Source organism: Brevundimonas sp. (assembly GCF_031082345.1).
GTDB lineage: Bacteria > Pseudomonadota > Alphaproteobacteria > Caulobacterales > Caulobacteraceae > Brevundimonas.
This window is the reverse complement of sequence record NZ_JAVHLH010000049.1, coordinates 1-13,647: the sequence shown is the minus strand read 5'-3', so window position 1 is coordinate 13,647 and position 13,647 is coordinate 1. Positions and strand designations below refer to the sequence as shown.

Here is a 13,647-nt window from a genome sequence, read left to right as displayed (position 1 = left end):
GGTTGCCATAGGTCCAGCTGTAGGTGTTGACCCCGTCGCTGGTCATGTTGGCGTCGGCATTGAACACGATCGGCACGCCGCCTTCCGAGGCCACCTGGTTGAGCACGTTTGCCGCGCCGTAGGAGCGGGCGTAGGCTAGGGTCGGCATCCATTCGAAGGCCGGCTGGCTGATGCCGATGCTGGTGGTCTTGCCCGAGGCGTCGTGGCCATAGCTGAAGCTGACCGCGCCCGGGCCCGAGCCCGCCACGAAGGCGTGGCTCATCGAGGCCAGGTCGCTGTCCGGCTCGTAGGCGTAGCTGGTGTCGGCGGCCGCGCCCGGGCGGACGATTCCGGTGCGGCGGTTGAGGCTGTCGTGGGTCAGGGTCACCGCGCCGCCGGACCCGGGGAAGGTCACCGTCTGGATGCGGTTAGCGGCGTCATAGGCGTAGGTCGCGGTCCATGCCCCCGGCCATGTGATCGAGGTCCGGTTGCTGGCCGCGTCATAGCCGTAGCCGGTGGTGAAGCTGATCCCGGCCGCTCCTTCCGGCCGCCATTGGTCCGAGGTCAGCCGCCCGGCCGTATCGTAGCCGTAGTTGCGGATGTCGCGGCGCAGGGCGTCGTCGAAGGTGGCGGTCAGCGTCGTCTGGGTGGAGACGTCGCGCCAGACCGGCCGGCCCGCCAGGTCGTAGCTGGCCCGGCTGTTGCGGCCCTTGAACATGTAACCTTCATCGCCAAGGGCGAACTCCCGAACGTGGAAGTCGCGGCCGACGGCGTCATAGAAAATCATGGCCTGGTTGCCGGCGCGCTGCTTGCGGTAGATCGCCTGGCCGCGCTGATCCATGGCCGTCCACGCTTGGCTGCCATCGGCGTAGATGGTGTGCGCGGGACGCCCAAGTCCATCGTACTGCTGCTCGGTCCAGTTGCCCCGGGCGTCGACCTCAGCACTCTGCAGACCGCCGGGATTGTAATAGAACCGGCGCCAGCGGGTTTCGGTGAAGCCGGCGTTCTGGGGCAGTTCGGTCGTGAGGCTGCACGATCCGGCCGCCGCGCGCTGGAAGCGGTGAATCTCGGTCGGCTGACCCGCCGCGTTATAGATGGTGTGCGTCGCGCGGCGCTCGCCGTCGATCGCCGTCACCGGTCTGTCGACGGCGTCGTAGCAGGTGCGGGTGACGTCGTTCGACGGATCGGTCACGGTCAGCGGCTTGTGCGTGGCCGAGAACACCGTGGTGGTCGTCCGCCACGCGGCGGCGGTCGAGTCCCACTGCTTGGTCTGCACCTGGTCGCCGTTGATGTCGTAGACCAACTGGGTCTGGATGCCCGTCCCCGCCGGCCCGGTCTCGCCGGTCTTGCGGCGCAGGGCGTCGTAGGTGGTGGTCGTGGTGTAGCCGCGGGCGTTGGTCACGCTGGTGACGTTGCCGACGGCGTCGCAGGCCTGGGTGGTAGTCATCGGAATGCCGCCCGCCTGCGAAGAGAGCGTGGACAGGCGCAGGCAGAAGGCCGGCAGTCCGCCGCCCCCATAGGTCATGGAGGACTCCACCCCGGTCGGATCCTGGGTCCGATTGACCCGGCCATAGGCGTCATACCAGGTCCGCCACACCGGCTGGGCGTTCGAGCCGGTCAGGCCGTTCGTCACCGACGGCCCGGTCATGGTGGCGACCAGACCCTTGGCATTGTAGGTCAGGTCCCAGTGGCGTTGCTGCGGATCAGCGGCCGTCGCCGGCAGGGTGATCCGCGTCGGCTTGTTCCAGGTGGCATGGTAGTCGGCGAGGATGGTGATCTCCTGGCACCACCAGGCCTGATGTTGGGTCGACATGCCTGATGCGCAGCCGTCGATCGGGCGCTGCGTGCGTCGGATCAAATTCCCCCGTGGATCGAACTCGAATTCCGTGGTGTCCCCGAATGGCGTCTTGATCCAATTCGTTCGACCAGGCCCGTCGTACGCTGCGCGCGAAATCCGCCCCATCGCGTCGGCCGAGGTCGTCAGACGCCCGTCCTCGTCATAGGTCTGCCGGATCACGGCATTGGTGGCGTCCTTGGCCGAGGAGTAGGTCCAGGTCGACGAATAGTAGGTCGTCTTGCGGTTCTGGGCGTCGAAGGCTTCGGCCACATAGGGCGCCACCTGCCCGCCCACGGCCCGCCAGTCGAAACGCGCGCGCGGCGTGGCCACCCCGTCGTCGATCACCTGGGTCAGGACCTGCTGGTAGTCCATCGCATAGGCCGCCGACTGCAGGGCCCCGGTGGGGAAGTCGTAGATGTACTGGCGGGTGCGCAGGCCCGGCCGAACGGCATGCGACAGCTGGGAGGTGCAGAAGTTGACGAACTGCGGGCAATACCGGTTGTGGCCGAAATTGATCTCGTCGGCGCCGGCCTGGACCTTCGTCAGGAGGCCGCCGTTGGTGGCGTACTCATGGCATTGCTGCTGGGCGCCCCGATACTCCGGGCTGCTGCTGGAATAGGTCTGCGAGGCGGTGGAATAGCAGGTCTGGACCTGATTATCGTTGCCCGCCTTGCTGTGGGTGAAGGTGAGGCTGGCCCCAAGGTTGTTGGACACCGACGTCAGCACGGGGGCGTTGTTGTTGTCGTGCTCCCCGTAGGCGAGGGTGATGAGGACCCCCGTCGGGAAGGCCCAGGTCTTCAGTATGCCTTTCCGCCCGAGCGACTCGGTGCCGGAATACTGGTTGTCCATGTCGTCGAACGTCATCACCGACCGGTCCGCCAGGGTCCAGGTCAGCTTGGTCGTGTAGGCGCCGATAAAGGGCGCGCCAACGGGAGCGATCGACTCCGTCGGCGAGGCGGGGTTGCGCCAGGTTCCATCGACGAGCCGCACAAACCGGCCGGATTGGCCGCCGCCATTGACGGTCGTCACATTGGCGGCGGTGTATGTTTGGAGCCAATCGAGCGCGATTCCCGAGACGACCGCGGCCTCGATGGTGTCGGCCCGACCGGCCTGAAGCGCGATCAGGGCGCCGATCAGCATCGGCGCAGCGGTGACCGCTTCGGCCTCGGGGAGCAGGGCGCCGACATCCGTCGAATGGCTGACCGAGCTTTCCCAATTGTGGGTCCAGCCCATGCCGAGGCCGCTGGTGCTCTCGATCGGGCCGGTGGAGACGTAGCTGCGCGAGAAGCTGAGGCTGTAGGGGAAGTCGCCCTGCCCCATGCTCAGCTCGGAGCCTTCGCTGAACGACAGCGTGCCGGTGCGCAGATCGACAGCGCCCAGCAGCGAGCCCGCGACATTGGCCGCGAGCCGCCGGCTCTCGGCCTTGCCGAGGTAGTCGACGGGATTCGGGGCCTCGCTCTCCGCGCCCTTCAGGAAATAGGTTCGGGGATCGACGTCCGGGTTCTGACCCAGACGACGCGATCGAAGAATCCACGCCTGCTCGGACCCGTCATTGCGGCGCGCCAGGAAGGCGTTGCCGGTCGCGCTGGTCGTGGCGATAACACTGAAGCCCTTGTTCAGGTACTTCTCGATCTCGGCTCGCGTATCCGCCGTCACATCGGCAGGCAGCGTCGATGTCGAGCCGGCGGTGGTGAGAACCTTGAGACCCGTCGCCTCCGCCATACGGCGCGGCGCTGTGGATTGGACCGGCGATCCCTGGAACATCGGTCGTTCTGTGGCGCTTTGACCGAGCGCCAACGCCTCCTCCGTCACCGCCAGCGACGCCAGCGCCGACAGTATGTGGTGCGGCAGATCCGTCCCGTTCGCGGCGATGCCGACCGAGGTGTCGATGTCGAGTACGTTCTCGGTATAGCCCGGCGAGATCGCCAGCCCGACCGAATGCTGGTGGAAGATCCGCGCGCCGGAGAGCGGCTCGAGCACCGAGACGGTCTTGTCGAACAGATCGGTCCAGGTGTTGAGCAGGGCGTCCTTCTTCATGCCCATTTCAGCGACCGCGACCTCGCCGCGCGCGAACTGGCCATTGCCATACTGGCTATCCTGGACCCAGTAGGTCCAATCGATGCCGCTCTGCCCGTCGCAGTCGCTCGGCTCGATCTGGCTGGTGATCCACATGGCGTTGATCGGGTCCCAAACCGGAGGGTTGAGGTAGCACTGCTCGAAATCGTTGCCGGCCGGAATGATGCGATGCTGCTGGATGGGATCGTGGGCCGCGGCCCAGGCCGCCTTGCGCCCGCCGTTGCCGCCGGCCGTGCGCACCAGGATGTCGGCGCGCTTGCCGATCTCAAGCTGTTTGACGATGAGCTCGTCGGCGAAGGTGCCCAGCGGCCAGGGATTGTTGTTGTTGGCGGGATCCACGCCAGGCCGGCGTGCGGCATAGGGATGGTTGATGGTCAGCTCAACACGGCGATTCCAGGTGTTGAAGTCCGACGGGTTCTCTGCGCCGCAGACCACCGGCGCGTTGCACTCGTTCGCGGCGAATACTTCCGAAAAATAGGCCATCGCCGTTGCGTCGATGTGCTCCTTATTCCGCACAGCGACCTTCAGCTGGTTCTCCTGGATCTGGGCCTGCACCCGCCAGCCGTAGATGCTGGGCAGGTCGAAGGTGTGGTTGAAGCCGGCCGTCTGGACCTGCAGCGTCGCCCGGTAGGGCGTGGGCACGTCCCCGGTCCACCGGGTCGACACCGAAGCCTGTCGCGGCAGGGTGGCATTCCGCAGCACGGCTTCGGTTCGTACGGTCTCCCACCCGCCGGCGAGTTGCTTCAGTGACTTGTCGCTGTGGTTTGCGATCAGATTGTTTTGCAGCGTCGTGGCGTAGCTGATCAGGTCAGCCTGAATGTATCCGGTATTCACGCCGTTGAGCGTCCCGCTCCCGACCGAAACGCCGGAAGAGACGTTGCTCCAGGCGGCCGACGCCGTCGTGCCGGCGGCGCCCCACACATCGATGCCGGTGATCTTGGTGGTGGTCTTCAGCGACGGGTCGAACGCGTACCAGACGCCGCCGATCTGCGCCTCGACCCAGACGTGCGCCATCTGCACCGTGGTCAACGACGCGCCCAGACTGGCGCAGGACGTGGCGCCATTGATCGACGCCGGCGCGCCCGCGGACGCCAACAGAATGCACGCCTGACGCCCTGTTTCCACGCGCAGGATGGACTTGGCGTCGGCGCCGGTCACGGTGACGACGCCAAGGACATACCGGGCGTTGATCGACGACGCCCGGAGCAGTTCGACCATCAATTGCGACTGGTCGAAGGCTCCGCCGGAGCCGTCCAGCAGGACGCCGTCGGCCCCCTTGTGCAACCCGAACTGTGGTTCGAACAGGATGGAGTTGTGGACGAACTGGTAGATGCGGTCCGGATCATTCTCCAGCGACCGCGCCAGCGCCGTGATGCGCGCGCTCGGCGCGGCGGCCGTCGGCGAGGCCGGAGAACCGTAGAAGGCAAATGCGCTGGCCGGATCCACGAGGTTGTGCTGCATCGACAGCCGCATGCCCGGGAGATCGGACGGGTTGTAGGCGGAGTTGTAATAGGTCGGCCAAGCCTGCGCCTTGGCGCCATCCTTCGTTGCATAGAGCAGAACCCCGGCGGTCCCGGACAGTCCCACTGCAACCGCCAGGGCGATCGCCGCCATGCGGACCGCGCCGAGCCGGCGCACACCCCCGAGAACCTCGCCCACGCGCGCAGCCAGCTTCATCGACGCCCCCCAGAGTCAATACGGTCAAGCTGAAGCAATCACGGTATGAGCGATCTGAGAAGAGGAATTCGCAACCAGAGGTAAAATTCGCTGTTTACGGAGCCTGCAAGCTGCGCTTTAGTCTGGGTGCAGCAGTGCCGAGGGGGCGATGAGGCGAATTCAGGACGGACCTGGGCGGGCGCGGGCGTCTCTGAACGCCGCTGCTGAACATATCGAAAAACGCATCCGGGCTATCTGGAGCGGACTTCTCCAACAGATTCGTCTTACAGTCGATAACGAGCGATGGGCCGCCGCAGCGGGTTGGCGAGCCCGGCTGGCCGCCATCTCCTGGCCACGTGCCGGCGCGGGTATCGCGCTCGTGGTCGGCTCCGCCTTCGCCTTCTGGCTGGTCTTGCAGCCCACCGGTCTTCGCTCCCATCCGCCGCGCCTGCCGACCGAGGCCGAGTGGCGTGCGACTCAAGCCGCCGCAGAGGCCATGGAAGGCGAACTCTCCCCTGCACTCGCCGCGGCCAACCGATCCGCGAGCCCAGGAGACCGGCCATGAACCTTCGACAGGCGCTCGCCTTCGGCCTCACGCCGGTGCTGCTGGCGGCCAGCGCGCCCGCCGTGGCCGGCGTCCAGTACATCTATGATAGCTCCGGACGGCTCATCAAAGCCATCTACTCGAACGGGATCACGATTGAGTATCGCTACGACGCGGCGGGGAACCGCACCCAGATTGTCACCAGCAACATCCCGAACTCGCCGCCGGTAGCTGTCAATGACACAGCCTCGGTCAACGCCTCGGGCAGCGTCGACATCCAGGTCCGGGCCAATGACAGCGACGCCAACGGCAACACCCTGGCGGTCACCGCGGTTGGTGCGCCAACGGGTGGTGGAAGCGTCTCGATCCAGGGCGGCGGCACCTACGTTCGCTACACCGCACCCGCGACGGCAGGGACCAAGACCTTCACCTATACAATTTCCGACGGGGCCGGCGGAACGGCGAGCGCCACGGTCACGGTCACGGTGTCGGCGGTCAACCAGCCGCCGGTGGCGGTGGACGACTATGGCTCGGCCTCGATCAGTACATCCCAGGCCCTGTTCGTGCTTTCGAACGACACCGATGCCAACGGCCATGCCCTGACCGTCACCGGCGTCTCCAACGTCACAGGCGGGTCCGCGACCATCGCCAGCGGCGGCGGCTATGTGACGTTCAACGCTCCGGGCTTCATCGGGACCTACAGCTTCAACTACACGGTCAGCGACGGCAACGGCGGCACCGATGTCGGTCTGGTAACTGTGGACGTGACCTCCGGAGAGCTGTGTGACCCGATGAGCGGTCAGCAGTGCGACCTCGATCCCTAAGGGCAGGTCTCGACCCCATTGAGGCGTCGATAGTCGTGAATTCGCCAGCCGGTCTCGCCGCCGGTGAAACGCGCCCGTAGCCACAAGACATGGCCGAGCTCGCCTTTCGCGTAAACCCGCAAATCGACCTGATCTCCGGCCCGTACCTCGGGGTCTTCCAGTCCACCAACCTCAAGTCGGGGCGCTCCGCCGCGTCCGTAGGTGAAAACCCTCCGCAGGCAGTCCTCCTGCGTCGCACTCAGGCGGTGATGGGCCGACACCAGCGCCAGTCCGCCGGCGGCGGCCGAGAATATCGGGTCGATGTCGAGCCCGACCTCCCGAGTGCCCTCCGCAACCGCATCAGGCGGGTCTGACGCCAGGTCCACCTTCATCCCGGGGAGCATGACGAGGACCTGTTGACCGTCGCCGCTCAGGATTCTCTCGGCCTCCGCCGCCAGCCGGCCGCCCGCCGCCAGTTCGCCGAGCACCGTCGCCGCGGCGCTTTCCAAAGCGATACGGGTGCGAATCTCGCGCGTCTGATCGACCGAGGCCGCGAGATAGGTCCGCAGGCCCACCGCCAGGGCGCCGCCGAAAATGGCGAGCCCCAGGGCGAACGACATGGCGAGCAGGGAAACATACCCCTCGCGCCTGAGAGACTCAACGGGCCGGGGGCGTTTCAACGGGCAAGCCCAGCGCCTGAAGACGCCCCACCATCTCGTTGGTCACCGCGTCGATGTCCGAGCGAGCCCGGATGACAGTCGGCCGCAAGAACATGACCAATTCCGTCTGGCGCTGGGTGGTGTCGCGCGACCGGAACAGGGCACCGAGCGCGGGGATGCGGCTGAGATAGGGGACGCCGGTGTCGCCCAGGCTTCGGCTGGACCTGAGCAGGCCACCGAGCACGACCAGCTGCCCATCCTCCACCTGGATGCGCGTACTGAGACGGCGCTGCTGGATGGTCGGAGAATCGATGTCGGAGGTGGTGGTGCCCGCGACCTCGCTGACCTCCTGTTCGATCTGGATAAACATCCGCCCGCTTTCGCTCACCCGCGGGGTCACGGACAGGACCACGCCAGTGTCGCGGTACTGGACGCTGTTCAGAACACGGCTGTCATCGTTCAGCCCTACGGCCGTCTGGGTGATGATCGGCACCTGGTCGCCGACCTGAAGCTCCGCGCTCTCGTTGGAAAGTACCAGAATCCGGGGCGTTGAGATCAGCTCCACATCGGTCACGGTGGACAAGGCGTTGAGCACCGCGCGAACGTCGAGGTCGAGGTAGCGCAGGGAGAAGCCCGGGAAGCTGGACGCGGCGGCGTCGTCGGAGCCGGATGAGAAGCCCCCGGTCAGATCATTGTCGTCAAAGAACCACTGCACGCCGAAGCGCAGCCGGTCGTTCAGGGTCACTTCCGCAATGGTCGCTTCGATCAGCACCTGCGGCGGCGGGGCGTCGAGCTCGCGTACTATGTCGAGCACATTGCGGTACTCCGCATCGTCGGCCAGCAGGATCAGGGAGTTGGTCCGGGCGTCCGCGGTCAATCTCAGGGCGCCCGCTGCGCCGGCGGCCGCGGCGAGCGTAGGTGCGCCCCCCGGCGCATCCGGCGTTGGCGCGGGAGGAGCCTCCTGGCCGCCTGCAGTCGTGTGCGGCGCGCCCGAACCCGTACCCAACAGCGCCGACAGGGTGGTGACGAACTGGTCGGCTTCGAGATTGGCGAGCGGAATGGACCGCAGGCGCCGTGACGCCGGCGGTGGAGCGCGATCGAAGCGCTGAATCCATTCCGCCGCGCGGTCGAGACCGGCCGGCGACCGGGCGATCACCAGCAGGCCGTTCAGCCGATTCAATTCGATGAACTGGATCTGGCTGCCCATGGGCCCGTCGGGACCGCCAAATACCTGCTGGATTTCGGAGGCGATATCGGTGGGGCTGGCGTACCGAACCGGGAAGAACTGCAGACTCTTGCCCTGCAGCCAGTCTACATCCAGCGACCGGGCGGTCCGCACCAAGGCGTTGACCGTCATCGGATCGCCGGAGATGAACACTTGCTCCCGGCCCGGATCGGCGCGCACCGTTGCGCCGTCCCCAGCCAACGGTTCGAGCAGACGAGCGATCTCGGCCGCGCCGATCGAGCGGGCCTGATAAACGGCCGAACCGGCGAGGATTTCGGCTCCGTCCTGTGCAGCGACCGGGGGCGCGTTGAGGCGCGCCGCCTGGGCCGCCGGCACGATCGCAAAACCCTGTCCCTCGGCCACCAGCGCAGCGCTGACGCTGCGCAGCGCCCGGTCGAATGTCGCAAGCGCCTGGGCCTCGCTCATCCGTCCGGTCAGACTAAGGGTCAGGCTGCCCTGAACCGACGGGTCGAGCCGGTAGGAGCGTCGCAGCGACTGGCCGAGCACCGCGTCCGCGATGGCGGCGACGGGCGCCTGATCGAACACGACGTTGAAGGACCGCTCCACCGAGCGCTGCGCGGCCGAATCGACCGGTGGAAGAGCCTGACTCTCGATGCGCCAGGCGGAAGCAGCCGGATCATCGGGAGCCGGAGCATCGGGCGCGACCGGACCGGACGCCGCCGGCCGGTTCTGCGGGATCACCGCCAGGTCGGAGCGAATGCCCCGCGAGGTTTCGCAGCCGGCCAAAAGAGCCAATCCAGTCAGAAGGGCCAGGCGAGGAGATCGGATCATGGGGTCGCCTGCAGGACGATGTCGCGCTTGAAGCCCGAGCCGCCTGGCGCGCCGTCGGCGCCGTAGCTGGTCAGCTTGAACCGGTCCCCGGGCGCGGCCGGCGGGGCATAGACAACCGCCCGGCCCCACGGGTCCTTTGTCAGCGCCGGATCCGACAGATAGGGGCCAGCCCATTCCGCGACGCCCTCCGGCGGGTCCATCAGCGCTGCCAGCCCTTCTTCGGCGGTCGGGTAACGGGCCAGATCCGCCGAATACATCTCGAGCGCCGCGGCGACGCTTTCCATCTTGAGTCGTGCGGCGCGCACCTTTGCCCGATCCATCTGCCCCAGGGTCTGCGGCACGACGATGGCGCTGATCAGGCCGATGATGACCAGCACCACCAACATCTCGGTCAGGGTGTAGCCGGCGCGGCGCCCCTGGCGTCTTCGCGCGACCCTCAATTCTTGATTTCCCAATGGTTCCCCCCGAACCAACGCGCTACTTATGGTCGACTATACGGGGAGCGGGAGCCGAGTCCACGGCGTTCACATGGTTCAATCTGCGGACGAGTTCGAACTGCCGGCGCCGAATCCTGCGCGACCGGAACTGGCCGAAGCGCTCGCGCTGAGCGGCAGTGCGATGGAGCGCGCCCGGCGCGCCAGCGCAGCGTCGGGCCAGCCCCTCGCCGTGGCCCTGAGCCTGCTCGGCCTCGCCACCGAGGACTCGATCGCGCAGGCCTGCGAAACCTTGCATGACGCGCCGGTATGGCCCGATGGATCGCCGATCGAACTCGTCGAACTTCCCGGACTGAGCGTGCGGTTTCTGCAGGACCGCTACGCCGTCGCCATGGACGACGGGGACGGGGGTTGGTGTCTCGGGCTCGTCGACCCCGGCGATCCGACCACCCGCGACGCCCTGCGGTTCGCGCTGGGACGGGACGCGCCAGTTCGCACCATCACCCTCAGCGCCTGGCGGCGTGTGCAGGACGTCGCCGAACCGGCTCTGGAAGAAGCCGCCGGCTCTGCCCCGTCGACCGCAACCTGGCTGGACGACGCCGAACGGCTCAAGGACATAGCGCGGGACGCGCCCGTCGTCCGGCTGTCCGAACAGATCCTCGAGCGCGCCTTCCTGCTCAACGCCTCGGATGTGCACATCGAGCAGAAAATCGACCATACCCGCGTCCGTTTCCGCATCGATGGCGATCTGCAGGATCAGGATCGACTGGGCGTGGATATCGGTCCGGCCCTGATCGCGCGGATCAAGGTGCTGTCTGACCTGGACGTGGCGGAACGCCGCGCGCCCCAGGACGGACGGACCACGATCAACGTCCGCGGCGTGCCGGTCGATGTGCGCATCTCGACGGCGCCGACGGTGTTCGGAGAATCTTTGGTGGTGCGCCTTCTGACCCGGCGCGACGTCGACTATTCGCTCGAGAGGCTCGGTTTGCGTCCGGCCGTCGCTGCGGGCGTCAGCCAACTCCTGAACCGCAGCCACGGTCTGCTGCTGGTGACCGGCCCGACCGGCAGCGGCAAGACCACCACCCTCTACGCCGGTCTGCGCCAGCTCGCCTCTTCCCGGAACAAGATCCTGACCGTCGAGGACCCGGTCGAATATGTGTTCGAGGACATCCTGCAGAGCCAGGTCAACGAGGCAGCCGGCTTCACCTTCTCGACGGCCTTGCGCTCCTTTCTCCGCCATGACCCCGACGTCATCCTGGTCGGCGAAATCCGCGATGCGGAGACCGCGCGCCTCGCCGTGCAGGCCAGCCTCACCGGTCACCTCGTGCTGGCGACCGTGCACACCAATGACGCCGCCACCACGCCGTCACGCCTGATCGACATGGGGGTCGAACGCTACCTGCTCGGCGACGCCCTTATCGGCGTCATGGCCCAACGCCTCGCCGCCCAGCTCTGCCAGAGCTGCAAGACGACCACCCCACTGGACGCCGAGGAGACGGCGGCCCTGCGCGACGCCGGGCTCGCCACACGCCCCGCTTCCGTCGGCCGCGCCCAGGGCTGTCCAGCCTGCGGCCAGACGGGCCGGCGCGGCCGGCGGGCGGTGAGCGAGCTCATGATCTGCACGCCGGAACTGGGCGAGCTGATCGGGTCGGGCGCCCACGCCTCGGTCCTGCGTCGGCATCTCGCCGGACAACCTGGCCACGCCACCCTGCGGCAGGATGCGCTCGAACAGTCGGCTGACGGCCTGCTCGACTGGGGTGACGCCTGGCGCGTCGCCGATCGATGAAGGCCTTCCGCTATATAGCGCTCGGCGCGGACGGGCGCCGTCACCGCGGGGTCAGCTATGCGGCGGAGGCGGCCGTCTTGCGCGACCGTCTGGTGGAGGCCCGTCTTCACCCGCTCGCCATCCGTCCGGCGCTGCTCCAGCACCAGGGTCGCCTACGCCTGACCGACGCCGAAGCGGCGCGCTTCGGTCGCGACCTGGCCCAGCTGATGAACAGCGGCATGGCCCTGGCGCAGGCGCTCGCCCTGCTGGAAACCCGTGAAACAGCACGGATGAGCGCCATCGCCCGTGAGGTGCGCCAGCGGCTGATCGCCGGCGAGCCCCTGTCCCGCGCGCTGGAGGCCGCCGATGGCGCGCCCGCCCGCTTCCTGCAGGCCTTGGCGCGAGGCGGCGAAGCCTCGGGCCGCCAGAGCGAGGTGCTGGCCGCGGGCGCCCGTTCGCTCGCCGCCGCCGACCAGCTGAAGAAGCGGCTGGTCACCCTGTGCCTCTATCCGGCCTTCGTCATCCTGGTGGCCTTTGGCTCCATCGCCATCTACGCCTACGCTGTGCTCCCCTCGCTTGAACCGGCGTTCGCGGGAATGGGCGGCGACATTCCGCCCCAGACCCAGGCGGTGCTGACTTTCGGCGCCGTGGTCCGTTTCCTGATGCCCATACTGGCTGCGGCGACAGCGGCACTCACCATTGGAGTGGCGCTGATCGCCCCCCTGCGTCGAGCCGCCGGCGACCTGGTCGCCCGCCTGCTGATGCGCGGCAAACGTTCGCCGCTCCGCGACTTCGTCTTCGCCAACCTCGCCTCCCGCCTGGCCGTCATGCTCCAGGCCGGCGTCCCTCTGGCCCCCGCCTGGAGACTGGCCCGCGAGCCGGTGACGATCACCTCGCTCAGTCGCGCCCTCGCCGCCCAGGACGAGCGGCTGATGGAGGGCGTCCGGCTGTCGGAAGTCTTGCGACGCGTCCCCGCCTGCCCGCCGGACCTGATCCACTACGTCCTGATGGGCGAGCACTCCGGGCAGGTCGCGGCGGCGCTGAATGACGGCTCGGCGCTTCTGGGGGCACGCGCCCAGGAAGCGATCGAGCGGGTGTTGTCCGTCCTCACCCCTCTGGTCATCATCGTCGTCGGGGCCATGGTCGGTTTGATCACCATGATGGTGTTCCAGGGACTGCTGGCCGTGGGTGACGCCGTTGCCCTGTAAAGCGGACGGCCCCCGCGGCGGCTACCTGACCATCGATGCAATGGTGGCCCTGGCGATCACGGTGCTGGCGGTGGCCGCCGCCGTAGCGCTGGCATCCAACGCCGTATCGCGCATGGCCCAGGCCCGAGATCGCTTGACGGCGATGAGGATCGCCGACGATCTCTACGAGGACCTTTACGCGGGCGAGCGTCCCGATGGACAACAGGCCGGAGAGACCGGGGGACGATCATGGACCTACACCAGCACCAGCGCCGGTACGGACGAGGTTCCGTCCGTGGCGCGGCGGCTGCACATAGTCGTCGACCGCCGCTTCGGTCCGGACCTGGTCGTCGAGGCCGTCGTGCCGCCCGCGCCGGTTACAGCGTCCTTGAACTGATGATCGCCATGACCGTCGCCTCGATCCTGCTGGTCGGCGTCAGCGCCGGATACTCCGCGCTCGCCCGCGCCAGTCATCGGCTCGCCCTCTCCCAGGCCGGCCTGGCCGAGCGAACCGCGCCGCGGTGTCGGCCGCCCGAGGCCGGAACGGTCCCGGTCAACGATAAGGCGAAGGTTCGCTACCGGTGCGGCCTTCCCGAACGCTGCGAATACGATACCGTCAGCCAATCATGCCGCTCGACGACCTCTCCCTCGACCTGACCGGCGCCCCCGCGCCGACGCCCGCGCTCG

General features: G+C 67.6%; 9 protein-coding genes. 5 read left to right on the top strand and 4 right to left on the bottom strand.

The annotated features are described in order from the left end of the window. On the bottom strand, nt 1–5,569 hold a 5,569-nt coding region (locus tag RDU12_RS05095), incomplete at its 3' end, for a transglutaminase domain-containing protein (RefSeq protein WP_308684205.1). 540 nt (nt 5,570–6,109) lie between these two features. On the opposite strand from RDU12_RS05095, the gene RDU12_RS05090 reads away from it, so the two are divergent. Then, nucleotides 6,110–6,916, top strand: a complete 807-nt coding sequence (locus RDU12_RS05090) for an Ig-like domain-containing protein (protein WP_300289562.1) — start codon at nt 6,110–6,112, stop codon at nt 6,914–6,916. Here the strand turns inward: RDU12_RS05090 and RDU12_RS05085 are convergent. The 3 genes from RDU12_RS05085 to gspG are packed head-to-tail and all read right to left on the bottom strand — an operon-like array spanning nt 6,913 to nt 10,011. Beyond that, a complete protein-coding gene (locus RDU12_RS05085) occupies nt 6,913–7,515 on the bottom strand; it encodes a hypothetical protein (RefSeq protein WP_300289561.1) in 603 nt (200 codons plus the stop codon). The genes RDU12_RS05090 and RDU12_RS05085 overlap by 4 nt on opposite strands. 37 nt (nt 7,516–7,552) lie before the next feature. After that, entirely contained in the window at nt 7,553–9,571 is a 2,019-nt protein-coding gene (gene gspD, locus RDU12_RS05080; protein ID WP_300289560.1) for a type II secretion system secretin GspD, read from the bottom strand. Continuing rightward, on the bottom strand, nt 9,568–10,011 hold the full coding sequence (gene gspG / locus RDU12_RS05075; protein ID WP_300289559.1) for a type II secretion system major pseudopilin GspG: 444 nt from the start codon (nt 10,009–10,011) through the stop codon (nt 9,568–9,570). Before gspG ends, gspD begins: the two co-directional genes overlap by 4 nt. Before the next feature lie 88 nt (nt 10,012–10,099). Between gspG and RDU12_RS05070 the strand changes: the two genes are divergently transcribed. Genes RDU12_RS05070 through RDU12_RS05055 form a run of 4 tightly spaced genes read left to right on the top strand, consistent with a single transcriptional unit; the run spans nt 10,100 to nt 13,617 of the window. Continuing rightward, on the top strand, nt 10,100–11,794 hold the full coding sequence (locus RDU12_RS05070; RefSeq protein ID WP_308684203.1) for a GspE/PulE family protein: 1,695 nt from the start codon (nt 10,100–10,102) through the stop codon (nt 11,792–11,794). Further along, nucleotides 11,791–12,981 (top strand): type II secretion system F family protein, encoded by a 1,191-nt coding sequence (locus tag RDU12_RS05065; protein ID WP_308684202.1) that lies wholly within the window; start codon nt 11,791–11,793, stop codon nt 12,979–12,981. Before RDU12_RS05070 ends, RDU12_RS05065 begins: the two co-directional genes overlap by 4 nt. Further along, nucleotides 12,971–13,357, top strand: coding sequence for a hypothetical protein (locus tag RDU12_RS05060; protein ID WP_300289356.1), 387 nt, complete (start codon nt 12,971–12,973; stop codon nt 13,355–13,357). Before RDU12_RS05065 ends, RDU12_RS05060 begins: the two co-directional genes overlap by 11 nt. After that, nucleotides 13,357–13,617, top strand: a complete 261-nt coding sequence (locus RDU12_RS05055) for a hypothetical protein (protein WP_366145259.1) — start codon at nt 13,357–13,359, stop codon at nt 13,615–13,617. Before RDU12_RS05060 ends, RDU12_RS05055 begins: the two co-directional genes overlap by 1 nt. Nucleotides 13,618–13,647 lie beyond the last annotated feature (30 nt).

What these genes read in the sequence shown, in the direction of transcription:
- RDU12_RS05090 (WP_300289562.1), top strand. Translation starts at nt 6,110, where the DNA reads ATGAACCTTCGACAGGCGCTCGCCTTCGGCCTCACGCCGGTGCTGCTG.
- RDU12_RS05085 (WP_300289561.1), bottom strand. Translation starts at nt 7,515, where the DNA reads ATGTCGTTCGCCCTGGGGCTCGCCATTTTCGGCGGCGCCCTGGCGGTG.
- gspD (WP_300289560.1), bottom strand. Translation starts at nt 9,571, where the DNA reads ATGATCCGATCTCCTCGCCTGGCCCTTCTGACTGGATTGGCTCTTTTG.
- RDU12_RS05070 (WP_308684203.1), top strand. Translation starts at nt 10,100, where the DNA reads ATGGTTCAATCTGCGGACGAGTTCGAACTGCCGGCGCCGAATCCTGCG.
- RDU12_RS05065 (WP_308684202.1), top strand. Translation starts at nt 11,791, where the DNA reads ATGAAGGCCTTCCGCTATATAGCGCTCGGCGCGGACGGGCGCCGTCAC.
- RDU12_RS05055 (WP_366145259.1), top strand. Translation starts at nt 13,357, where the DNA reads ATGATCGCCATGACCGTCGCCTCGATCCTGCTGGTCGGCGTCAGCGCC.